21 protein-coding genes are annotated in these 22,979 nt (G+C 63.8%); 7 read left to right on the top strand and 14 right to left on the bottom strand.

The features are described 5' to 3' along the window. Nucleotides 1-126: 126 nt before the first annotated feature. A complete protein-coding gene (locus G3N58_RS01040) occupies nucleotides 127-1,455 on the bottom strand; it encodes an aspartate aminotransferase family protein (RefSeq protein ID WP_167281970.1) in 1,329 nt (442 codons plus the stop codon). A 240-nt stretch (nucleotides 1,456-1,695) separates the two neighbouring features. On the opposite strand from G3N58_RS01040, the gene G3N58_RS01035 reads away from it, so the two are divergent. Further along, nucleotides 1,696-3,117 (top strand): PLP-dependent aminotransferase family protein, encoded by a 1,422-nt coding sequence (locus G3N58_RS01035; protein ID WP_205998281.1) that lies wholly within the window; start codon nucleotides 1,696-1,698, stop codon nucleotides 3,115-3,117. 104 nt (nucleotides 3,118-3,221) lie between these two features. Here the strand turns inward: G3N58_RS01035 and G3N58_RS01030 are convergent, their stop codons facing one another. The 4 genes from G3N58_RS01030 to G3N58_RS01015 form a co-directional block, all read right to left on the bottom strand. Then, the gene (locus G3N58_RS01030) at nucleotides 3,222-3,845 is read right to left on the bottom strand and encodes a LysE family translocator (RefSeq protein ID WP_167044595.1); all 624 of its coding nucleotides are present in this window, start codon (nucleotides 3,843-3,845) and stop codon (nucleotides 3,222-3,224) included. A 277-nt stretch (nucleotides 3,846-4,122) separates the two neighbouring features. Then, nucleotides 4,123-5,922 carry a chloride channel protein gene (locus G3N58_RS01025; RefSeq protein ID WP_167281983.1) on the bottom strand — a complete coding sequence of 600 codons (1,800 nt, stop codon included), beginning with the start codon at nucleotides 5,920-5,922 and terminating at the stop codon, nucleotides 4,123-4,125. A gap of 2 nt (nucleotides 5,923-5,924) precedes the next feature. Further along, the gene (locus G3N58_RS01020; protein WP_167044589.1) at nucleotides 5,925-6,341 is read right to left on the bottom strand and encodes a helix-turn-helix domain-containing protein; all 417 of its coding nucleotides are present in this window, start codon (nucleotides 6,339-6,341) and stop codon (nucleotides 5,925-5,927) included. Between the two features lie 97 nt (nucleotides 6,342-6,438). Further along, complete coding sequence (locus G3N58_RS01015; protein WP_205998322.1) at nucleotides 6,439-7,605, bottom strand: HPP family protein; 1,167 nt, start codon at nucleotides 7,603-7,605, stop codon at nucleotides 6,439-6,441. Nucleotides 7,606-7,910: 305 nt separating this feature from the next. Here G3N58_RS01015 and G3N58_RS01010 point away from each other — a divergent pair, with 305 nt between their 5' ends. Further along, nucleotides 7,911-8,228 carry a DUF1840 domain-containing protein gene (locus G3N58_RS01010; RefSeq protein WP_167044586.1) on the top strand — a complete coding sequence of 106 codons (318 nt, stop codon included), beginning with the start codon at nucleotides 7,911-7,913 and terminating at the stop codon, nucleotides 8,226-8,228. A 27-nt stretch (nucleotides 8,229-8,255) separates the two neighbouring features. Here the strand turns inward: G3N58_RS01010 and G3N58_RS34450 are convergent, their stop codons facing one another. Continuing rightward, the gene (locus tag G3N58_RS34450; RefSeq protein ID WP_277396951.1) at nucleotides 8,256-8,381 is read right to left on the bottom strand and encodes a hypothetical protein; all 126 of its coding nucleotides are present in this window, start codon (nucleotides 8,379-8,381) and stop codon (nucleotides 8,256-8,258) included. A 109-nt stretch (nucleotides 8,382-8,490) separates the two neighbouring features. Between G3N58_RS34450 and G3N58_RS01005 the strand changes: the two genes are divergently transcribed. Next, nucleotides 8,491-8,970 carry a universal stress protein gene (locus tag G3N58_RS01005; protein ID WP_167281985.1) on the top strand — a complete coding sequence of 160 codons (480 nt, stop codon included), beginning with the start codon at nucleotides 8,491-8,493 and terminating at the stop codon, nucleotides 8,968-8,970. 170 nt (nucleotides 8,971-9,140) lie between these two features. On the opposite strand, the gene G3N58_RS01000 is transcribed toward G3N58_RS01005, so the two are convergent. The 7 genes from G3N58_RS01000 to G3N58_RS00970 form a co-directional block, all read right to left on the bottom strand. Continuing rightward, nucleotides 9,141-9,392 (bottom strand): PAAR domain-containing protein, encoded by a 252-nt coding sequence (locus G3N58_RS01000; RefSeq protein ID WP_167281987.1) that lies wholly within the window; start codon nucleotides 9,390-9,392, stop codon nucleotides 9,141-9,143. Between the two features lie 31 nt (nucleotides 9,393-9,423). Then, on the bottom strand, nucleotides 9,424-10,152 hold the full coding sequence (locus G3N58_RS00995; protein WP_205998280.1) for a putative type VI secretion system effector: 729 nt from the start codon (nucleotides 10,150-10,152) through the stop codon (nucleotides 9,424-9,426). A 14-nt stretch (nucleotides 10,153-10,166) separates the two neighbouring features. Continuing rightward, nucleotides 10,167-10,907, bottom strand: coding sequence for a putative type VI secretion system effector (locus tag G3N58_RS00990; RefSeq protein ID WP_167281991.1), 741 nt, complete (start codon nucleotides 10,905-10,907; stop codon nucleotides 10,167-10,169). After that, complete coding sequence (locus tag G3N58_RS00985; protein ID WP_205998279.1) at nucleotides 10,904-13,825, bottom strand: T6SS effector BTH_I2691 family protein; 2,922 nt, start codon at nucleotides 13,823-13,825, stop codon at nucleotides 10,904-10,906. Before G3N58_RS00985 ends, G3N58_RS00990 begins: the two co-directional genes overlap by 4 nt. Before the next feature lie 39 nt (nucleotides 13,826-13,864). After that, complete coding sequence (locus G3N58_RS00980; protein WP_205998278.1) at nucleotides 13,865-14,866, bottom strand: DUF4123 domain-containing protein; 1,002 nt, start codon at nucleotides 14,864-14,866, stop codon at nucleotides 13,865-13,867. 4 nt (nucleotides 14,867-14,870) lie between these two features. Beyond that, nucleotides 14,871-17,432 (bottom strand): type VI secretion system Vgr family protein, encoded by a 2,562-nt coding sequence (locus G3N58_RS00975; protein ID WP_205998277.1) that lies wholly within the window; start codon nucleotides 17,430-17,432, stop codon nucleotides 14,871-14,873. A 298-nt stretch (nucleotides 17,433-17,730) separates the two neighbouring features. Next, nucleotides 17,731-18,546 (bottom strand): DUF4410 domain-containing protein, encoded by an 816-nt coding sequence (locus tag G3N58_RS00970; protein ID WP_205998276.1) that lies wholly within the window; start codon nucleotides 18,544-18,546, stop codon nucleotides 17,731-17,733. Nucleotides 18,547-18,833: 287 nt separating this feature from the next. On the opposite strand from G3N58_RS00970, the gene G3N58_RS00965 reads away from it, so the two are divergent. Next, nucleotides 18,834-19,091, top strand: coding sequence for a hypothetical protein (locus G3N58_RS00965; protein ID WP_205998275.1), 258 nt, complete (start codon nucleotides 18,834-18,836; stop codon nucleotides 19,089-19,091). 269 nt (nucleotides 19,092-19,360) lie between these two features. Here the strand turns inward: G3N58_RS00965 and G3N58_RS00960 are convergent, their stop codons facing one another. Then, nucleotides 19,361-19,816 carry a hypothetical protein gene (locus tag G3N58_RS00960; protein WP_205998274.1) on the bottom strand — a complete coding sequence of 152 codons (456 nt, stop codon included), beginning with the start codon at nucleotides 19,814-19,816 and terminating at the stop codon, nucleotides 19,361-19,363. A gap of 321 nt (nucleotides 19,817-20,137) precedes the next feature. Between G3N58_RS00960 and G3N58_RS00955 the strand changes: the two genes are divergently transcribed. The 3 genes from G3N58_RS00955 to G3N58_RS00945 all read left to right on the top strand — a co-directional run bounded on the left by G3N58_RS00955 (nucleotide 20,138) and on the right by G3N58_RS00945 (nucleotide 22,913). After that, the gene (locus tag G3N58_RS00955) at nucleotides 20,138-20,563 is read left to right on the top strand and encodes a phasin family protein (RefSeq protein ID WP_167044562.1); all 426 of its coding nucleotides are present in this window, start codon (nucleotides 20,138-20,140) and stop codon (nucleotides 20,561-20,563) included. A gap of 602 nt (nucleotides 20,564-21,165) precedes the next feature. Continuing rightward, complete coding sequence (locus G3N58_RS00950) at nucleotides 21,166-21,615, top strand: DUF2844 domain-containing protein (RefSeq protein WP_205998321.1); 450 nt, start codon at nucleotides 21,166-21,168, stop codon at nucleotides 21,613-21,615. An 11-nt stretch (nucleotides 21,616-21,626) separates the two neighbouring features. Continuing rightward, nucleotides 21,627-22,913 (top strand): DUF3443 domain-containing protein, encoded by a 1,287-nt coding sequence (locus G3N58_RS00945; protein ID WP_205998273.1) that lies wholly within the window; start codon nucleotides 21,627-21,629, stop codon nucleotides 22,911-22,913. Nucleotides 22,914-22,979 lie beyond the last annotated feature (66 nt).

The following is a 22,979-nucleotide window of genomic DNA, read 5'->3' as shown; positions in this document are numbered from 1 at the left end:
TGTGTTTGAACGCGCGTATCGCATGCGCATCTACAAGCGCATCCACGCGAGGCGCGATAAAAAAAGCGGCGGCACGCCAACGCGTGCCGCCGCTTCTGCTTGCGCTGAGGGTGTTTCGAGCCGCGCTTACTGCACGGTCGCGAGCACCTCGCCGACCGTCCTGAAGAGATGCGCGATCTGCTCCTCGTCGATGATGAGCGGCGGAGAAAACGCGAGGATATCGCCGGTAAAGCGGATCAGCACGCCCGCCTCGAAGCATTTGACGAACGCCTCGTAGGCCCGCGCGCCCGGCGCGCCGTCGCGCGATTCGAGCTCGATGCCCGCGACGAGGCCGAGGTTGCGCACGTCCTTCACGTGCTTCGCGCCGCGCAGCGCATGCGCGGCCGCTTCGAACGTCGGCGCGAGGCCGGCCGCGCGTTCGAACAGTTTGTCGCGGCGATACAGGTCGATCGTCGCGATCGCGGCGGCGGCCGCGGCCGGATGCGCCGAATACGTGTAGCCGTGGAACAGCTCGATCGCGCCCGGCGCGCCGCTATTCACGACCGTATCGTGGATCGCGCGGCTCGCCGCGACCGCGCCCATCGGAATCGCCGCGTTGTTGATCGCCTTCGCCAGCGTGATGATGTCCGGCGTCACGCCGAAGCACTCGCTCGCGGTCGCTTTGCCGAGGCGGCCAAAGCCCGTGATGACCTCGTCGAAAATCAGCAGGATGCCGTGCTTCGTGCAGATTTCGCGCAGCTTTTGCAAATAGCCTTGCGGCGGAATCAGCACGCCGGTCGAACCGGCCACCGGCTCGACGATGACCGCGGCGATCGTCGACGCATCGTGCAGCGCGACGAGGCGCTCCAGTTCCTCGGCCAGATGCGCGCCCCACGCGGGCTGGCCCTTCGAGAACGCATTGTGTTCGAGGTTGTGCGTGTGCGGCAGATGGTCGATCGCGGGCAGCAGCGCGCCCGAGAAGGCCTTGCGGTTCGGCGAGATGCCGCCGACCGAAATGCCGCCGAAGCCGACGCCGTGATAGCCGCGCTCGCGGCCGATCAGACGCGTGCGCTGGCCTTCGCCGCGCGCGCGGTGATAGGCCAGCGCGATTTTCAGCGCCGTATCGACCGATTCGGAGCCCGAGTTCGTAAAGAAGATGCGGTCGAGGCCGGCCGGCATCAATTCGGCGACCTTGGCGGCCGCTTCGAACGCGAGCGGGTGACCCATCTGGAAGGTCGGCGCGTAATCGAGCGTCGAGAGCTGCGCGGTGATCGCCGCGACGATCTCGTCGCGGCTATGACCCGCATTCACGCACCATAGACCCGCGCAGCAGTCGAGCACTTCGCGCCCGTCGGTGCTGCGGTAGTACATGCCCTTCGCCGATTCCAGCAGGCGCGGCGCGGCCTTGAACTGGCGGTTGGCGGTGAAGGGCATCCAGAACGACGACAGATCGTCGATGACGGGGCGCGAGTTCATGGCATTTCCTTGGAGTAGGTGGGGGTGCGGGTTTTCTGCGTAGCCAAACTGTAGCGCTCGCGGTTTAATGACGGCATAAACAGTTGACGAAGTGTGGTGCTAACTGTGCTGGCGGATTCGCGTGAACTGTTCCGGTGGGCGATCGATTCACGGCGCGAATGCTCAGGCACCGCATCCACAGCGTCCATTCACCCCGGCCGGCCCGGCCCGTTTTTTTTGCCTGGATTCATCGCCCGCATCATGATCGAACTGGAACTTCAGCGCGACCGGCGCGCCGCGCCGACGCTCGTCGAGCAGGTCGTGCAAGGCTTCGCGCAGGCGATCGAGGCGCAATCGCTGCGCGCGGGCGCGCTGCTGCCGTCGGTGCGGCAGCTCGCGCACAGCCATGCACTGAGCACCTTCACGGTGACCGAGGCCTACGGCCGGCTCGTCTCGATGGGGCTCGTGGTCGCGCGGCGCGGCTCCGGCTATCGCGTCGCGGCGCGCGGACCGGCCACGCGCGCGGCCGCCGACGACTGGCAGCCGCCGAGCCTGACCGCGACCTGGCTGCTGTCCGACGTGTTCGCCGACCATTCGGTGCCGATCAAGGCCGGCTGCGGCTGGCTGCCGGCCGAGTGGATCAACGAAAGCGGTTTGCAGCATGCGTTGCGGGCGATAAGCCGGGTGCCGGCCGTGCGCCTCGGCGACTACGGTCATCCGTACGGTTTCGCGCCGTTGCGCGAGCGCGTCGCCGAACAACTGGACCGGCGCGGCCTGCCCGTCGACGTGACGAACGTGCTGCTCACCCAGGGCGCGACGCAGGGGCTCGATCTGATCGTGCGCACGCTGCTGCGCGCGGGCGATACGGTGATCGTCGAAGATCCCGGCTATTGCAACCTGCTGCAGATCCTCAAGCTCGCCGGCCTCGTCGTGCATGGCGTGCCGCGCACGCCGGCCGGCATCGATACCGACGTGCTCGACACGCTGGTCGCGCGGCACAAGCCGAAGGCGATCTTCGTCAATACGACGCTGCAGAATCCGACCGGTGCGACCTTCGGCATGTCGGCCGCGTTCCGTTTGCTGCAGATCGCCGAGCGCGAGCGCATGTGGGTGATCGAGGACGACGTGAGCCGCGAACTCGCGCCGTCGGGCGCGCCGCTTTTTGCCGCGATGGAAGGGCTGCAGCGCGTGGTGTACGTGAGCGGCTTTTCGAAGACGGTGACGCCCGCGCTGCGCTGCGGCTATGTGGTGGCCGAGACGGCGGTGCTGCGCGAACTCGCGCGCACGAAGATGGCGGTGGGGCTGACGTCGTCGGAAACGATCGAGCGGATTGTCGACAAGGTGCTGGTCGAGGGGCGCTATGCGCGCCATGTCGAAACCGTCAACGAACGGCTCAAGCTCGCGCAGGCCGCGCTCGAAGAACGGCTCGATGCGCTCGGGCTCGAGATTTTTCACCGGCCGCGCGCGGGGCTTTTCATGATGGCGCGCCTGCCGATCGAGCCCGAGCCCGAGCGCGCGGGCGCGGTCGCGACGGCCGCGCTCGCGCATGGCATCTGGCTCGCGCCCGGTTCCTACTTCCGTCCCGACGACGCGCCGAGCACCTGGTTCCGCTTCAACGCGCCGTACTCGACCGACGATGCATTGTGGCGCTTCATCGAGCGGGTCGGGCAGGGCGCGTTCTGAGCGCGGCGGGCGGATGTGGCAGTGCGAGGCGTGCTACGAAAGCCGTAACGTGCGGCACCGCGGCGCTGTGTTGTGCGGTGTTAGGCCGCGAAGGCCGGCCGTGCTCAGCCGCCGTGGCCGAACAGCTTCAGCGCGATCGGATACAGCGAGGCCACCAGCAGCAGCGCCATCGCCACGTTGAAGATGCGCAGCCGCTTCGGATTCGACAGCACCTGTCGCATGGCCGTGCCGAAACCCGCCCATAGGCAGATGCACGGAAAGCCGATCACGTAGAACACCACCGCCATCGCGACGACATTCATGCCGAAGCTCTCGCTGAGGTGGATCGTCGTGGCCGCGGTCAGCACCATCATCCACGCCTTCGGATTGACCCACTGGAACGCGATCGCTTCGTGAAAGCGCATGGGCCGGCGCTCGCCCTTCTTGAGCTTCAGTTCGCCCGAGGTGCCGATTTTCCACGCCAGATACAGCAGATACACGACGCTGACGGCTTCGAGCACCGTGTACAGCACGGGGAAATGCACGAACGCCTCGCCGAGACCGATGCCGACCGACAGCATCAACAGCACCATGCCGGCGCTGATGCCGGACAGGTGCGGCAGCGTGCGGCGAAAGCCGAAATTGACGCCCGAGGCCAGCAGCATGGTGTTGTTCGGACCGGGCGTGATCGACGTGACGAGCGCGAACAGAATGCCGGCGGGCAGCGCGCTGAGACTGACGTAAGACATGAATGGCTCCGTGGCGGCGGAAAGGTGAATGACCGATGAAGCTCATTCTATCGGGGTGGGCCGGTACAGTACCTATACGGTTTTGGGGATGATGTCCGGTACGGATCGGGGCCTCATGGGAAGCGTGATCCATGCCTCTCACGGAGCAGGGGACGGCGGACAGCAGTGCGGGCGGTGGTGCCGTTTCTTGCCGCGCAACGCGTCAGGGACCTGCAAATGGAAAGGCCGAGGCCATCACTGGCCTCGGCCTTTCTGCTATCGCCAATCCCGGCTTTTTTCAGCCGGTTTTGCGAACCGGCGCGAAACGCCGCTTGGTGGGCGCCGGCCCGATGCGTCTGAAGCGTTCCCGCTTGTGTTCCTCTTCGAAGTGCGCGAGCGACGGCTTGACCAGATCGCTGCGCGAGACGATGCCGATCAGCCGCATGCTCTTGCGGTCGGCGACCACCGGAAGGCGTTCGAGACCGAGCACGGCGAGGCGCGTTGCGACGAGCCGGCATGTTTCGGATGGCAAGGCAAAGGCGGTGTTGTGCTGCGCGAATACCTCGGCGAGCGGCAGCGCGCGTTTGCGCTCCGCGTCGTCGGCGCAGAAGCGTTCGAGCAGCATGCGGTCGGCCACGCCGATCACCGCGCCGTCGCGCACCACCGGATAGGCGCGGCGCACCTGGTTCGCGCCGAACAGCGTTTGCAGCGTGGCGCCGACCGTCGCGCTCGCCTCGGCCGATTCGACCGAGGCCGTCATCACCTCGTCGACATAGTGGCGTTCGAGCGGATCGACGCCGTACTCGCGAAAGATGTGATAACCGCGGCGCGCGATTTTCTCGGTCATGATCGAGCGGCGCATCACCATGGTCGAAAAGCCGTGCGCGACCAGCGTGGCGGTCAGAAGCGGCAGCAGCGCGTTGCTGTCGTGCGTGAGGCCGAACGCGAACACGATGGCCGTGAGCGGCGCGCCGAGCGTGGCGCCGAGCGTCGCGGCCATGCAGACGAGCGGCCACAAGGCCGGCTCGCTGCCGGGCAGCCAGTGCGAGAGCACCGTGCCGAGTCCGGCGCCGAGCATCAGGAGCGGCGCGAGCACGCCGCCCGAGGTGCCCGAGCCGAGCGCGACGACCCACATCACCGCCTTCACGGCGAGCAGCAGAAGCGCGACCTGCACCGCGATATGCTGATGCAGCAGATCGCCGATCACGTCGTAGCCGACGCCGAGCGCGCGCGGTTCGAGCCACCCGCCGATCCCGACCACGATGCCGCCGAGCGCCGGCCACCACATCCAGTGGATCGGCAGCTTGCCGAACAGGTCTTCCACCTTGTAGAGCGCGGCGGACAGTCCCGAGGCCAGCGCGCCCGACAGCACGCCCGCGACGAGGCACGAAATCAGCGACCAGCCATCGGGCGTGGCTGTCTGAAGCGGAAACAGCGGACCCGTGCCGAAGAAGATCGCGCGCGCGAAACCGGCGACCGCGCAGGCCACCGCGACCGGCAGGAAACTGCGCGGCCGCCATTCGAACAGCAGCAGTTCGACCGCCAGCAGCACGGCCGCCACCGGCGTGCCGAATACCGCGGTCATGCCGGCGGCGGCGCCGGCGACCAGCAGCGTCTTGCGCTCCGCCGACGTGACCTTGATGCACTGCGCGATCAGCGAGCCGAGCGCACCGCCCGTCATGATGATCGGGCCTTCCGCGCCGAACGGTCCGCCGCTGCCGATCACGATGCCCGACGACAGCGGCTTGAGTATCGCGACTTTCGGCGACATCTTGCTCTTGCCGAACAGGATCGCTTCGATCGCCTCGGGAATGCCGTGGCCGCGGATTTTTTCGGAGCCGAAGCGCGCCATCATCCCGACGATCAGCCCGCCGATCACCGGCACGCCGATGACCCAGAGGCCGAGCGTATTGGTGGCCGGCGAACGGTCGGCGAACGACAGCGTGCCGAAGAAGAACAGATTGGTGAACAGATGAATCAGGTTCAGCAATACGAAAGCGGCGAGCGTGCTGACCATGCCGATCGCGGCCGCCAGCGCAAAAATGCCGGGCAACCGCGCGTTGGTCGAAAAGTCGCGCTTATGGGAATCCATGCTCATAGTTAGTCGAAGTCGATCTGTGGAATCTGGAAAGAGCCTTCGAGCGATTTCAATTCGGCGCGATGCAATTCCGCGAGTCGCTCGAGTACCCGCTCGCCGGCTTTTTCGATGTGTACTTCAACCTGGCGCCGATCGGTTTCGCTGACCTGACGGCGCACGAGATTCAGCGCCTCGCAGCGCGACACCAGCGCGACCACGCCGTGATGCTGCGCCTGCAGGCGCTCCGCGAGTTCGCCGACGGTGGCCCAGTCGCGCTCCGGATAGCCCTTGATATGCAGCAGCAGCAGGTATTGCAAGGGCGTGATGCCTTCGCTCTGCGCGGCCTGTTCGGAGAACCGCTCGAAGCGCCGCATCTGATAGCGAAACTCCGACAGTTGCTCGAAGTCGCTTTTGTTCAGCTTGCGAGTTCGTACTTTCATGGGCGATCAGCCGAGAGGAGGAAATCGCAAATATATCACATGATGATGTATTTGGTCGAATGGAGTCCTTGATTCGCGACCCTGGTGGCGCGTATGTCTAGGCTGCGTGGCGTGCTTTGGCGATGGTTTGCCGGTAAAGGCCGGAGATCAGGTCGACTTGCGTAATCATGCCGGCCACGCGCCCGCTCGCATCGAGCACCGGTACGTGGTGATGGCCGAAGTTCGCGAACATCGGCACGAGTTCGGTGATCGGCGCGCTTGCGTCGACGGTGCAGACCTCGGTGGTCATCACGCTGCCGACGTTGGGCGTGCGAGACGCGTCGCCGCGCAGCCAGCCGTCGAAGTAGTCGAGGATCGGCGCCAGTGCGCCGGAGCTTTGATGGTCGACGAAATCGGCGCGCGTGACGATGCCGACCAGTTTCTGTTCCGCATCGACGACCGGCAGCGCTTTCACCTTGTTGCGTTTGAACAGATCCCAGGCGGTGGCCGCGCGAGTTTCCGCGGAGACCGATACGACGTGGCGCGACATGACGTCTTCGCAGCGCAGTTCGTCGAAGCTGCGCGAGAACGCCTGAAGCTGCGTTTCGCGCAGCAGCGAATAGAGATCGTCGGGATCGATGTCGAGCATTTCGCCGCGGCGCGCGAGAACCGCTTCGACGTCCGCGCGCGCGAAGCCGACGCGCGAGGCTTCGTCGGCGGCCAGGCTGGCCGTCGCGCGATCCTGGCGGCCTGCATGCGGATAGCGGTGACCGGTGGCGGCGTGATAGACGAGTGCCGCGAGCAGCAGCGCGGCTGACTGGATCGCGATCGGTTCGAGCACGAAACGGTAGCCGAGTACATGAATGACGGGGCCGCCGAGCACGGCCGTCAACGCGACCGCGCCCGACGGCGGGTGTACGCAGCGCAGCGCGAACATGCCGCAGATCGACAGCGAGACGGCCAGCGCGGCCGCGAGCGTCGGGTCTCCGATCAGGTTCGCGCAGGTCACGCCGATCGTTGCGGAGACGAGATTGCCGCCGATGATCGACCACGGCTGTGCGAGCGGACTCGCGGGCACCGCGAACAGCAGGACCGCCGAGGCGCCCATCGGCGCGACGAGCAGCGGGATGCTCGCGGCAGGCCCGAGCAGCAGATACATGAGTCCGCCTGTGAAGGCGATGCCGAGCAATGCGCCGAGACACGATCGCGCACGCTCGTGCCATTTCACGGTGACCGGTGCGGGGAAGAAACTGGACAGCCAGCTAAGGACGGGGGAGCGGGACAAGATAAGGATCAGAAAGTAGTCGAGAATGCCGGGCCCGACATTACCGGGGAAACCCTGGCAACGCGAATACACTGTGGTCATGATTATATTTCAATATGATATAAAACGCGGCGTCGGCACGCCGTGGCGCGGGAAAACTGTGGCGTGGCGCTGACAGCGGCGCAGTGTCGCGACGACGATACGGACCGTGCATGCCCGCGCACGGCACCTCGCGCATTTTCATCATGTTGTGATATAAAATGATGGCGACAGGGCGGGTGCGGGCCGCTGGCCGGTACAGCGCGTCTATCGGGAAAGGAGCCATCATGATGATTACATTTCAATCGACGGCGTCACCGGATGTCGTGATGCTCAGGGACCTCGCGCAATATCTGCTCGGCCTGATCGGCAAGCGGCTCGGCGAGCGCGGCGTCATCATGCACGACGAACTGCCCCACGCGATCGACCGGCTCGAAGCCGCGATTTCCGACGATGCGACTGCGGAGGCGACGCTCGAAGCGTTGCACTGCTCGGCCGGCAATCAGCGCGACTCGCGCAACCGGCTCTCGCAACGCGCATGGCCGTTTCTCGACATGATGCGTGAGGCGCGCAAGAGCGAGGCAGACATTATCTGGGGACTGTGAACGCATTTTATTCGGCTTCCTGATGGGTCATTCCGTTTTACGCGGGGCTGGCGAAGGCCTGATGATGAAGCGGCGGTTGTTGCGGTTGTTGCGGTTGTTGCGGTTGTTGCGGTTGTTGCGGCTGTTGCGGCTGTTGTCGCGGCGGCGTTTCACGATCGTTCTCGCGATGGTCTGCGTCGTGCCGCTCGCCGTGCCGTATGTATCACAAACTGACATATAATGAATTAATCATATGCCGCGAAAGCAGTACAGGGGAAACGCTATGGCATGCTTTAACCGCATTCTTCTCTGTTACGACGGAACCCGCGAAGGGCAGCACGCGCTGAAAGACGGTGCCGCGCTGGCGCAGGAACTGAACGCCCAGGTTCATCTGCTTTCCGTGCTCAATAACTCGGCCTGGATGCAGGGCGCGGATATCACCTCCGCGGTGCCGGTCGACTTCATCAACGAATCGGCGCGGAGCCTGCTCGACGAGGGATTGAAGAAACTCGCCGCACGTGGCATTCACGCGACGGGACATCTCGCGATCGGCGAACCGCTCGAACAGATTCCCTTCTTTGCGAAAGATCTGAACGTCGATCTCGTGGTGGTGGGACACCGTCGTAGCCACGGACTCGCGCGCTGGTGGGGCGGCAGCCGCAACGACGGTCTGCTGCTCGACCGGGTTACGTGCAGCGTGCTCGTGACGATGGGCGCGCAAGCCGAAGCGTCCGAGGCGGTGGCCGGGGCGTCGGGCGCGTAGATATGGGTGGCACGAAGTTCGCGCTTTTCCGCCATATGTTTTGCCGCATTGCGGGGAATGATCCGATCGTTGCGTCGGGGGCTGCGTTGTGCTCTCGTTCGTGTGTGCGGCGCGTGCTCTTGGGCCTGGCAGACGGTGGCACGAAATTCGACTCGTGCCGACTTTTGCCGCTACAGCAGGCTCGAAATCAAACGACAGCCACAACTGGCCCGATGTCCATGCCGGGCAATCGGAACGCCGTTGTCGGTCATTGTTTCGTCGCCTTCCACTATCGTGTTCGGCTGCACGTCCGGGTGGCGCGGACACGAAACCTCGTCGCCCTTGCGCGCGACGTAACGACCGTCGAAACACAGGGTCGACGAACCCGTGATGACCTTGCCGCCGTGGTCGGCGTCGTCGCCGACACGAATGAGATCGATCATTTTTTGTCTGACTTTCGAGTGCGATAGAGGTTTATTTGTAGCGGAAGTACAGGTTGCCGAAGTTGGGCAGTTTGTTTTCACGGCGAGATTCGCGTGATGTTTTCCGCAAATCGATGTTTTCGACGTCGGGCCAGCCGAAGGTAGCGAAGATCGTTTCTGCGATTCTGACGAAGCCCATGAATTTGCGTGAAATGCGGAATGCCATCAGACCCGAGATCAGCATCCAGAACGCAAATACCATAAGCAGCATGAAGGGCATGTCTTCGTTGGAAAAAAACTTGTGGCCTTCCCGGAGCATCAGGAGTATTGGCAACGTGAGAAACATCAGCACGGAACACCATAGCCAGATCTTGAGGGATTTCTTGTGGTGCACTTTCCTGCCTGCCGTAGCGTGAGGATAGATGGCAAGCAGGTCGTCGCCGTCCCGTTTGACCGCGTACGCAATGTACCGTTGGCTTCCAATTTGCTCGGCAACGACCTCGACACGGTCGCCGTTGCGCATCGGCATCATCCAGAGCCAGCCCTTGATCTGCTTGCCGTCGAGTTCGAACTCGACCCAATCGGCTTCTTCATCGGAATTTCCCGCCATGCCGATCAGGCCGATGCCTGTAGCGCCCAAGCCCATGGCCGAGGCGGCAACGGCCGTCGCGCCGACCTGTTGGTGCAGAACTTCACCCAGCACGAAGTCGCGGTTTCGCTTCGAGCGCTCGAGATTGGAGATCACGCCTTTCAGCAGTACAGCGGGTTTTGTTGGATTCACGTAGGCTGCGACCGTTATTTATAGCGGAAATACAGGTTGCCGAAGTTAGGCAGCTTGTTTTCACGGCGAGATTCTCGAGACGTTTTCCGTAAGTCGATATTCTCGGCATCGGGCCAGCCGAAGGTCTTGAAGATCGTCTCCGCGATTCTCACAAAGCCCATGAATTTGCGCGAAATGCGGAATGCCATGAGGCCCGATATCAGCAGCCAGAAAACGATCCCGGGCAGAATAAAGAACTTGACCATATCCGCGCGCAGGAAAAAACTCGCGCCTTGCTGGATCAGCATGACGATCATCCCTGCCGCATAAAGCAACGCTGCGCTCCAGAGCCATATCTTGAGGGACTTTCGATAATGCACTTTTCTGCCTGCCGTAGCGTGTGGGTAGACGGCAAGCAGATTGTCGCCGTCCCGTTTGACCGCGTATGCAATGTACTGCCCGCTCCCGACCTGCTCGGCGGCGACCTCGACCTGATCGCCATTGCGCATCGGCATCATCCAGAGCCAGCCCTTGATACGCTTGCCGTCGAGTTCGAACTCGACCCAATCGGCTTCTTCGGCGGAATTTCCCGCCATGCCGATCAGGCCGATGCCCGCAGCGCTCAAGCCTAGGGCCGAGGCGGCAACCGCCGTCGCGCCGACCTGTTGGTGCTGAACTTCGCTCAGCACGAAGTCGTGGTTTCGCTTCGAGCGTTCGAGATTGGAAATCACGCCTTTCAACAGTACAGCGGGTTTTGTCGAGTTGTCTTTTTTCATGAGAGTTTGGTCATGGCGTCGACATAGTCCTTCTCTTGCTGAGAAGGGTCCGTGTAGCGCGTGACGCTATGGTCCGCGACGCGAAGTATCGTTTCCTGTCCAGTGCCGAATGCGCACCGGGAACACCAGGATTCGAGCGCATCGGGCGTCAGCCAGCTGGCGAGCGTCTGCAGCACGATCAGTCCCACCGTCGCTTCCCAGCCTATCAGCATACCTACCGATCTCAATGCAGCCCAAGCTACCATGCGCGCGGTGACGGTTTCCACCGCCTCTATCACCGCGTCAGTTCCATACTGGATTGCGAGCCTTTTGAGCAGGGGAGCTGCGGTGCTTATGGTGTCGATCACTGTTGCTACACCCATTGCGCTACCTAGCAGCGCCTGCCCAAAATTGAGGACCGCAATGTCGTACTGTTCCTTTTTGAGGCTATCGCCGGTTTGCTCAAAGCTCATCCACGCCGAAATAAACGTCCCAAAACTACTCAACCCCCCACCCACCAGCTTCCAGCTCTGCGACTTAATGGCGTTCTTCAGCGCCCCATAAAACGGCGTCATCGTAATCGTGATGACCGACGACAGCATCGACGCACCCGACTGCACGAGCTTGAGCGTCGTATCCTTGTCGTGCGTCCCCGACATGATCTTGTAGAAGTTGACCGCCTCCAGCAACGCCGCCACCACGGCAATCCGGCTCGACCTCAGCGCCTTGATGCCCTCGTCGGTGGACTTCATGCCGTTCCACACGTCATACAGCGCCTGGGTTGCTTTCGGCGTATTCGCGGGCGCCGCCGAGCGCAGCAGCGAGCGCGTCTTCAACAGGCGCTCGATCGTTTCGGCACGGCTGATCTTTTCCACCTCGGCCTGCTTGCGCACGAGCGCCATCGCGTCGGAATAGGAGATGCCGGCACGTTGCAGCAGCAATGACTGAATGATCTTTTCGCCGACGAAGTCGCCCATCTGGTTGATGCGGAATTTCGAAAAAACCGCATCGCCCACGGTCAACCCGAACACGTCCACTTCGAGACGTTTGAGCAGCCCGCCTAGCGGCGTGATCTTTTTCGGGTCCGTTTCGAGCGCCAGTTTGCCGAGATTCTTGTAGTAGCCGTTGAGCGTCTTGAGCGACCCGGCCGCCGAAATCACGGCGTTCACTCCCGCGCTCTGTCCCGCGGCGGGCTGCCCGGGCGGCGCTTCGAGCGGCGTATCCTTTTTGGCGAGCGCCGTTTTCAGCAACTGAGCCATTTCCTGGCGCGCGTCCTTCTGGTTCATCGCGAACACCCGCCAGATGAGACTCGCCGGCTGCACGGGGTCCCAGTGCGTGACCAGCGTATCGAGCACGGTCGTGCCCTTGGGCGTCGAGCCGATGCCCGCGAGCGCATCGGTGATCACGATCTCGAAGGCCACTGCGTCGCGCAGATCGGTTGAAGCGTAGTCTTCCAGCGTGTCGAGGAATAGCTTCGATTGCAGCCATTTGCCGACGTCGGCGGTACGCGCTTCCTGGATGTCGTGCACCTTCGCCTGCAGTGCGTTGTACTTCTTGCGGAAATTTTCGATATCCGTCCGCTTGAGCCGCGCCTCGTAATCGGACCAGTTGTATGTCGTCATGCTCTTGAGATTGCGGTCGTGAGCACCGGGCTGCGCCTGCGCGTACGCATGCGCCTCGTTCATGATCTGGTCGCGATACGTGCCCGTATAGGGCACGCTGGAGCCCGGGCTGCCCGCCGCCGTGGAGCGGCCCATCTGCACGAGCCGGGTCTGGTAGCTGCCGGGAATGTTGTTGGCGGCCATCCAGTCCATGTCGTCGTAATACGCGTTGATCTGCGACGCGCGCGTCGGGTCGGCGCCCGCCAGCGCCTTGGCGCGTTGCGCGGCGAGCGCGCCTTGCGCGCCCGGCTGGCCGAGCGGCGTCATCGAATGCGCCTGCTTTGCCAGCGCTTCCTGGTTGTTCAGCGCCTGCTCGGTACGCGACTGGACGATCGCGTGCGCGGTGTCGATATCCTTGAGCGCGCCGACCTGGAGCTGGCGCTCTCCGGTCGCATAGCGATCGAGCCATGACGCGGGATCGCAGCGGAAACCGTTCAGCTCGTGCACCGTGCCGATGCTGTCCCACAACGCAAGCAACATCGGCGGATGATGCGCATCGGCGCTGCCGCCATCCTCGTTTTTCGCGCCGATCTGCTGCATCAGCTTCACGAGTGCCTGGCTGGCGGAAGCCGGCGACGCCTGGCGGATGAACGGCGCATAGCGCGTCACTTCGTGCTGCAGCAGGTCGTCCTTGTAGGCGCCGGTTGCATCGCTGAAGGCCTGCTTGTCGTCGGGAAGCGCCATCGACTTCGGATCGAAGCCGGGCATGTATTCGATCACGGCGTCGATCGTCTGCGCGGTCGCGGCGACCGCATGCTGGTGCGCGTCCGCGCTACCGCCGATCCACTTCGACGGCTCGATGTACTGCATGCGCGCTTCGCGCAGCGTGTCGTCGGACGCGTACAGGTCGAAAATCTGCTGATGCCACGTATGCTGGGAGAACGCGATGAACACGCGGCCCGTGCATTTCTCGGGGTGCTCGATGGCGATGAGGTCCATCGGCACCGCGATCGCACATTGCGCGCAGGCGGGATCGGTCACGGGCACCAGCGATAAGGGCAGCGTCTGTTTCCAGAGGCGTCCGTCGGAAGTGACCTTGTACGCTTCCCAGTAGCGGCTGCCGCGCGGGCCAGCTTCATAGAAGAGATAGACCCAGCCTTCGCGCAGCGTACGCACGCCGTAGTGGTGCGCTTCGAGCGCGACGTCTGTCACGCGTGCGCCGCCGATGCCCGCGGGCAAGCCGGCCTTCACGTATTTCGGCAGTGCGGTATAGCGAACCGGCAAGATCGGCAGCCCGGACTTCTCACAGTTCGCGCATTTCTGGTTATTCGTCGTCATGCTGTGTCGTCGTTTCGATTGCGTGCGGAGGCGAATGGATTAGCGGGAAGCCGACGCCGTGAGACGGTCGTACCAGGCACCCTGGCGGATTTCGGCGATCTCGTCCGCGGAGAGCCGGCTGATTGCGGCCGAGTAGAAATCGTCGTCGGCCCGGCGGCCGAGCAACTGCAACACTTTGGGATGCAGATCGAATTGCGGATGCCAAGCAATCGCGTGCCCGATGAACGCGATCTGGTCGTCGCGGTCGAGCAGCCCGTAGCGTTCGGCGCGCGCGGCGGCGGCGAGCGCCGCCTCGACTTCGTGCGCTTGCGGCTGACGCTCGCTCGCATACGCGTGCAGCGCCAGCGCGCGATTGACGAGACCGTGCCGATGGATGGCGTCCCATTGCTGCGGCAGCAGCGCGAAGCGGGCCGGCGACGTCTGCGCGCTTTGGCGAACCACGAGCCGCGCGCACGCGTCGAGCGTGTGCCATGCCTTTACCGGGCCGAGCAATGCCTGCTGTTGTGCCGGGGAGAGCGCCGTCCACAGCAGGTCGAGCGCGCGCGTGTCGTAGAAGCGCAGCACGCAGGCGCGTCCCGCCGCGTCGCGTTGCAGCGCGAGACGCGACCAGTGCGCGGCGACGTCCTCGAGCGAAGCCGGGCTTGCGAGCCAGCCGCCGATCCGTTGTCCCAGGCCCGACGCCATCGAGGCCGGGAGGCGGTCGTCGAACGCGGCCTGCACGCTGTGCGCGAGCGCGGCCAAGCCCGTGTCGGTCGCAAGATCCAGTTCGAGCAGATAGGGGCGATGCGCTTCGGCGAACGCCTCGTGATCGATGACGACGTCGGCGCGCGGCAGATCCGCGAACGGGTTGTCGTGTTCGGGAAAGTCGGCGTTCAGGTCGCGCTGGCTCGGGTCGACGGAGAGAAAGCAGCGCTGATTCGCATGGCGGCCGAACCATTGTCTGATCGTCGCGGTCGACGCGTCGACCCGCGCGGCTTCGGTCGTCCTGGACGCTTCGGATGCGCGGTTCGCGGCTTCGTCGTGATGGTGTCGATAGTCCATCGTCTTACTCCAGCACCACGCTCGAGGCACTGTCCGCCGACGCCGCGGCGGATTTCCACGAGCAGCCCTTCGTCACGCTCGTCACCTGCGCGGGCAACCGCATCGAAGCCGGGCCGGGCTTGTCCCACGACGCGCATTTTTCGAGGATCTGGCCGGAGGTGCCGTTTTCGATCATGTCGGCCGTGATGCGGATATACGAGCCACCCGCGCCGATCCAGATTTCCTTGTCGGCGGACAGCACGAGCTTGCCGCTGGTGCTCGTCACCGTTACGTCGTTGAGCGCCGTGAGCGCCAGCGCGTCGCTCTGCGCCTGAATCTCGACCTTGCCCTTGGCGGCGAACAGCTTCATGCCGGCGTTCTGCACGAACAGGCTGATCTTCTCGGTCACGCTCGCGATCAGCGATTTGCCGGCGGCCACGTGCGTGTTCTTGCCGCTGACGATGTTGACTTGCTGGTTCGCGGTCAACTGCGCCGAATCCTGGGTGGAAACGCCCACGCCGGACGGGCTCGCGAGCAGCATGATCGGCGTGGAGAAACCGTTCGCGTTGCCGGTGCCGCCGCCGCCCGTGCGCCCGCTCGAACCCGCGCCGCCCGGCACGCTGTATTGCGTCGCGTCGGTGAACTTCTTCAGCGCGTCGTGCCCCTCGTCGAGACTTTCGGCCTGGTTCGCGGCGCTCGCCTGCGAAGCCAGTTCGACCACGCTTTCCGCGCTGGCGAGTTGCTCGGCTGCGGCCGTGACGTTGAGCGGTTGCGTGACGGAAGCCGGATGCGTCGTGACGAACAGGCCCTGGCTCGCGCGGACCGCGCCGTAGGCTTCCGATTTGAGGTCGAAGCCGCTGCCGAGAAACGCGCCGCGCGTATTGGCCGACTGATCGACGAGATAGCCCAGATGCAGGTGGGACTGATAGCTGCTCGAATATAGATGGACGCGGTTCTGCGCCGTCGAGTCGTCCATTACGAGCTGGTTGTAGCCGCTGCCGCCGCCATATTCCCTGGAGCGATAGCCCGAGAGCAGTCCGTTCGAATGCCACTGCGGTTTCGCGGCGCCGTTATAGAGCCGCGACGTTGCCACGGGCCGGTCGCAGTCGCCGCCGATATGATCGATCAGAACCTCTTCGCCCACGCGCGGCATATGCACGGCGCCGTAGCCGCCGCCCGTATCCGCTTGCGCCACGCGCACCCAGCAGGAGGCGCGTTCGTCGCCGCCGTTCAGGCGGTCCCAGATGAACTGCACCTTGATACGGTTCAGCTCGTCCGTATAGACCTCTTCGCCTTGCGGACCGACGACGATCGCCGTTTCCAGGTGCATCTCGGGTTTGCGGTGCTCGAACGGGCTGCGGTACGGCACGCTCGTGCGCTGTGCCTCGATCTCCACGAGATAGAAGCCCACCGAACCGTCGTCGTGCGCGACCGTGAACGCGGCGTCGCTCGCGTGACGCGCGCGCGCCGCGTCCACGGTTTCCTGGAGGCTGTGCGGAAAAGCCGATCCCTGGCTACCGGACGGAAGATTGTTGGCGATCACCCAGTTCGTTTCGATTGCCGCGAATTCTTTCCGGCTGGCGGGATCGGCGTCGTGATCGGGGTGGCCGTCGAGCACGAAGCGCTTGCCCGCATCCATCGCGCGCACGCCGCCCACGCCCACGAAACGCTTGGCGCGCGACTCCCATTCTTCCATACGGATGCGCGAAAGCTGATCGCCGCGATCCTGCTTGTTATAGGTGTAGGCGCCCGTGTATTCGTAGACTTCCGCCTGATCCGGGAGGGCGCCCTGATCGGGCATGGTCGGCACGGCCGTACCCTTCGGGTTGTGGATTGACGACGGCGTTTTGTAGTCGAACGTGCGCGTGGTGAGTACCGTGCTTTGCAGGGTGCGTGTGCCCGACCATTGCACGAGCGCGTCGGTTTCGCTGCCGGTGCCGCCGCGATAGAACGACACTGTTTCGGGCGAGAGCGCATCGAGCGTGGCGAGCCGGTCGGTGATGACGAGCGTGTGCGAGCGCCCGTCCTGCGCCTGGCGCCAGAAGCCGAAGAGCCCCTCGGTTTCGAGCAGCCGGTGCACGAAGTTCCAGTCGCTTTCGTCCTGGCGGCAGTAGGAGCGCGCGGGAAGCGGACTGGACAGCGCGAACTGGAACAGGCCCTGCGATTGCGGATGGGCGTTGAATACGTCGGCGACGATGTCGTCGGCGCTCCGGTCCTGCCAGATGCGTTGATCGCGACGGAATTTCAGGAAGTGCATCCACGAGGCGAAACCGAGCTGATAGCCGGTCAGCCCGCTGTTCGAGCCGAGCCGGCGTGCGGTATGCACGTAGCCGTTGTGCGGCTGATACGATTTGTCGGCCTGCTGGACCCAGAGCGTCACGGGCTGCGCGATCAGCGACTTGAGTTCGATGCTGCCGGTCGTCGAAACGACGTCCACCGTGAATTCGAAGTGGCGCCCGAGGCGCGAGCGCCCAACGACACGCTGCGGCACCAGGATATTCGAGCCCAACGGAGTATCGAGTTTGAGCAAGCGGTCGCTTTGTGTCAGATCGCTCGAAATCGTGCTGGCCAAATCTTGCGTTCCCATTCCACCCTGCCTTTCAAAGTCATATTTGCATCGCGCGAGCATTTTATAAAAAATTTGTGTGACGAAATCAATGCCTTGCAATTAATGCTTTGAAAATCAAGGGGAGAAAGGCGAGAAATGAGAAAAAAATGCCGATCAAAAGATGGGTAATTAGAAATCGGTAGAAATAACGCGGCTGTAAGCTTGAATAATTCTGATATTCCGTCGCTTCAATCGGAGCCGTGCGAATCGCGAGGGGATTTAACCGTTCCGTTATCCCGGTCCCGCACGAACGGCACCGACTTTCGTCTTTAAGTCCTCAGCCCTTCACCTGCTCCGCCGATATCCAGCCGTTAGCGACGCCGATCTGCGCGATCTGTTTCGCGACCGCGCCGGCGAGGCGCTTCGCATCGTCCGATACGCCAGCGCGTTTCGTTTCGCTTATGCCGTGCAGGCCCGCGCCCGCCGCGGCCGTGGTCGCGATGCTGCCGGCGGCCGCGCCCACCCCGGCGGTTTCGGCGATGCCCGGCATCCTGCCGCTGTCCGCATCGGCGGTGAAGCTCTGCACGAGACGCGCCGCGCCGCCCGCCGGCTGGTAGATGATCCGCACCGAGCCCGTCACTTCGCTCTTGCCTGCGCCGAGGCCGATCAGCGTGCGACGGCGGCGATTGCCGGAGTCGATCGTGTCGAAGCTGCCTTGCACAAGCAGCACGTTCTGATCGGCGGGCACGGGGCCGTCCGAGCGTGCCGCGTGCAGACCCATCGCCTGCAACTGGCGCACGATTTCATCGGCGGTCTGCTTGCGGACCTGGGCTGCATCGGCGACCTGCTGCTGTTGCGCCGATGAACTCGACAACTGCGTCTTCAGCTTCTGCAGCATGCCGCTATCGAGTTTGACCTGGCGCGGATCGGCGTCGAACGTCGAGACGTAAATCGTGTCCGGGTGCGCCATCGCCGGTACGCTGGCTGATGTGCCGGTTTGCGCATCGCGCCGCGCGGCAACGGGCGGATTCATCGCGCTCGCGTTCGTGATCTGCGCGCCGGCGCAACCGCTCAATAGCGCGCTGCCACAGACGAGTGTCATGCAGGTGAAACGGGCCGCATTCTGTTTGATGAAGTTCATTGGGTTCAACATGATGATCCTGTCGTCGGCACCGGGTGCCGGTCGGTTCGAAGCCATGCGCCGATGATCGGGCAACCGTGGGATCGTCGATCATCGGCGAAGGGATTCGCACGTGGAGCACTTCGATCGCATGCGTCGTTGATTCGTACGCACCGGCAGCGAACGAAGTATGGGCGCGTGGTGCGCCGGACGCCATTCGACAATTATTTCGCGCGATGTCGCGGCGAAATGCGCGCGAGTGAAGGTGTGTCGAGGGCACGGTCGCAGCAGCCTGCGACGTAAAAAAGAACGGGCGTGAGATGAAAGCGCCTACGCGCGAGCAGCGTGAGCCGTATGCGCCGCCGTCCATGCGGACCGGCACGGATCAATACGGCGTACGCGTCGAAGTCGTCGGCATGCGCAACGCAATGAGCGTCCGCACGGATGCGCCACGATCAATTCAAGGCCAGCTTGATGATGCAGCACAGGACGAACACGAGCAGGGCGGCGGCAATGGCCAGGTTCAACGGATAGCGCATTCTTCACCCTGCCCGGACGTTTCGGTGCTCCTATCCTAGTCACCTGGGGGAAGATGAAAAGCGCCAGTGAAGCGCCAATGTGGGACAGCCAACGTAGCGTGCCGAAGGGCTGCGCGATGCGGCGGAGGGAGCGCTTCCATGCGAGGACGGCCGATCGTAATGGCCGGTCTTGCGCCGAGCATGAAGCGAGTAAGCGCCGCATACCACGCGACGCTTTATTCCATCCAAACACGCAGCCACGAACGGCCGCGCAAACCCGGCACCTCCACTCGACGCATCGGCTCAGTGCGTCGGTGCAGTGCGGCGACTCAATGCGACTGACCGGAAGACTGCCCCGACGGCATGCCATCCGGCATACCATGCGATACCTTGTTTGCCACGGCGAGGTCTTCCGCGAGACTCGTGCGCAGCGTGGCGATTGCCTGTTCGGGATTCGCGGGCTTCAATTGTTCGCGAGCCAGCGAGTCGTAGACGTAGTGCCGCAGCATCGGGTCCTGCGTCTTGCCCAGCACGTCGCGGTACACCGCGACGATTTCGTTTTCATGACCGCTCAGCGCATAGAGACGGCGCAACTGTTCGAGATCGTGGATCACCGCGAAGTTGGCGCCGCCCGGACCCCTCATCGGACCATGGCCGCGAAACGGCGGCGGCCCGTCGCCATGCATCGCGCCGGGCGGTGGGGGCGGCGGATCGTCGGCGCAGGCGGCCGTTGCGATCAGGCCGGAAACCGCGGCGAGCGCCGCGCAGAATAGGGCTTTTTTCATCATGTCGCTCCCGTCGAGAACGGTGCCGGCGCCACGATGGGCCGGTCCAGCCGCAACGATAGTCGACTCGATGATTCGTCGGGTTACTGAAAGCGCTGCGGTAACTTACCGGGCCTTGCATCGGGGGCGGCGCGTCAGGGTGAGTCCGCTGGCGCAATGCGGCCGGATAGAGCATGATTGAGCGCGATGTGCCGTGCGCTCCCCAAACCCAGCTTGCCGTGGTGGCTCGTGCGGCACACGCCGTCGCCAGGTCCCGATGCCATGCTTATGCGAGGTGGCCGCGCACCGGCGGCGTCCGTTCAACCGCAAGGAGGATTTCGCATGGACCGACCCGAAGCCGCCAATCCGTTTGGCGATCTCACGAAAATGCTCGAGCAGTTCAAGCTCCCCGGCTTCGACGTACCCGCCATCATGGAAGCACGGCGCAAGGACATGGAAGCACTGGTTCAGGCGAATCAGACGGCTTTCCAGGGCATGCAGTCGCTCGCGCAGAAACAGGCCGACATGCTGCGCGCAACGCTGAACGAACTGCAAGCGCTGACGGCGCAACTGTCGACAGCGGGTGCGTCGCCGTCGGCGAAAACCGCGGAGCTGGTCCAGCAGAGCCTGCACAAATCGCTCGCCGATATGCAGCAACTCGCGCAGGCCGCGTATCAGACGCACGCGGAGTCGTATGCGGTCATCGCAAAACGCGTGGAAGAAAACGTGCAGGAGCTGAAGTCGCTTTTGCAGCAGCAAAAGAAATAACCGCGAAGCAAGCGGCGTTGCGCGCTTCGACGTGCGCTTCAAAGCACACTTCGAACACCCATGCCGCGGATGGCGATCGTGCCATCCGCGGCATTTTTTTGGCCCGATATTTTGGCCGATATAAGGTCTGATAAAAGGCCCGAAAAAAGTCCGACAGCAAGCCGCAGAAAGCGCCAGTAGTCAGAGGAATACACGCGTCGGACCCAGTTTGTTAAGCGAGCGCTTACATAATCCGGACAAGCTTCGAGCGGTCTCTATTTTTTATGCAGCCCTTCCCGGATTTTCCGTGGCCGTTTGCTTTAAACGTCATATAAAACAGAAAAAGACGGCAAAGTACTGTTCGTAAAAGGTTTCGCTATCGTCAGTCAAACGAAGTCGAACGTACTGATCGCGCGTCGCGGTTTGAATCGCGGCGCAAACGATTGCCGCGTGCCGTCCGCCTCGCTAAAGTTTCGCCCCATCCTTCCGTAGACGCATTCACGCAACCGATCGGCGTGAAGGCAAGCCGGTTCCGCCGGTCAGGTGTGCGCCCCTGGTTTCGCGTTTGTGGCGGCTTCATGCGGTCACGGGCGTTTCATCTCGAAGGAAATCTCTTGAAACCGATGTTTCTTACCCGCATTGCCTGCGCAATGCTCGGGGCGAGCTGCGCATTGCCGTTCGCCGCGCACGCGACACTCGGCCAGAACGTCAGCACCGTCGATGGCGATCAGTCGCACCTGCACGCCGTCGCGCACGTGGCCACCACGCAGGGCGCGTACTCGGTGCATCGACTGACGTTGCCGTCCGGCACGCAGGTGCGCGAGTACGTCGCGCAAAACGGCATCGTGTTCGGCGTCGCGTGGGACGGCCCGACCTTGCCCGATCTCAAGGCGATGCTCGGCGCCTCCTTCGACGTGTACGTGGCCGCCGTCGCGAACCGGCGCGGCACGCCGCTCGCCGTGTCGAACAGCGACCTCGTGGTGTTTTCGAGCGGCCATCTGCGTGCGTTCACCGGTTACGCGTATCTGCCGCGGGCGCTGCCCGCGGGTGTCGATGTCGGCGTCATTCAATAACGGAGCGAATCATGCGATACAGGTCTTCGTGGATGACCCTGCTGGGCGCGGCACTCGCCGCACTGATCGTGAGCGCATGCGGCGGCGGGGGCGGTGGCTCCGGCGGCGCGAGCAGCACCGCCAACTCGGCCAATTCGGGCAACTCGACGGCTTCGTCGAGCAGCCCGACCGTGACCAACACCTCGCCGGCGCCGCAGGTGCTTGCCGCCAACGCGGTGCGCGTGACGGTCGACTCGGGCGTGAGCAACGTGCCGAACATGCCGTTCGTCAGCATCACGATCTGCGCGCCCGGCACGAGCGACTGTCAGACGATCGATCACGTGCTCGTCGATACGGGCTCGTGGGGCGTGCGCGTATTCGCCTCGCAATTGCCCGCGTCGATGAATCTGCCGCAACAGAAGGACGGCGCGGGCAACCTCGTCGCCGAATGCATGCAGTTCTTCGATGGCTATACGTGGGGCGCCGTGAAGCTCGCCGATCTGCGGATCGCCGGCGAAACGGCGGCGTCGCTGCCGGTCCAGGTGATCGACCCGAACTACGCCTCGCTGCCCGCCGATTGCGCGGCCGTCGGCGCGTCGCGCAATACGCCGGGGGCGTTGCAGGCCAACGGCATTCTCGGCATCGGCGTGTTCAAGCACGATTGCGGCGGCAACTGCGTGCAGCAGGCGATTCCCGCGACGTACTACGGTTGCGGCGCTTCGGGCTGCACCTCGATTCCGCTTGCCGAGAACTATCAGGTCGCCAATCCGGTGCCGTACTTCACGACCGACAACAACGGCTCGGTCCTGAGTCTGCCGACCGTGAACGGCGGCGCGCCGTCGGTATCGGGGCAGCTCGTGTTCGGCATCGGCACGCAGAGCAACAACGCGCTCGGCAATGCGCAGGTGATCGGCGTGAGTCCGTCGAACGGCACCTTCACGACGGTGCAGAACGGCACGACGTACTCGCACAGCATTCTCGACAGCGGCTCGACCGGGCTCTTCTTCCAGACCTCGTCGATGCAGGCCTGCGCGAGCCCGAATAGCGCGTACTACTGCCCGGGTTCGACGCAGCAGTTGAGCGCGATGATCGAGGGCGTGAACGGCGTGACGAGCGCGGTGACGTTCGGCGTCGCCAATGCGACCTCGGTTGCGCAGACCTATAACGGCGATGCGGCGCTGCCGCTGCTCGCGGGACCGGCGTTCGTGACCTCGGCGGTATTCGACTGGGGGCTGCCGTTCTTCTATGGCCGCAACGTGTATGCGGCGATCGAGCAGCAGGGGACGCCGGGCGGGACCGGGCCTTATGTCGCGTATTGAGCGATGGCGCGGAGGGCATGCGCGAGCCTGTGAGCGAAGGCCGCGCATCGCTGCATAAAAAAACCC

Origin of the sequence: Paraburkholderia sp. Ac-20342, from assembly GCF_017104985.1 — a bacterium.
GTDB lineage: Bacteria > Pseudomonadota > Gammaproteobacteria > Burkholderiales > Burkholderiaceae > Paraburkholderia.
Note: the sequence above shows the minus strand (reverse complement) of the source record. Positions and strands in the feature narration are given on the sequence as shown.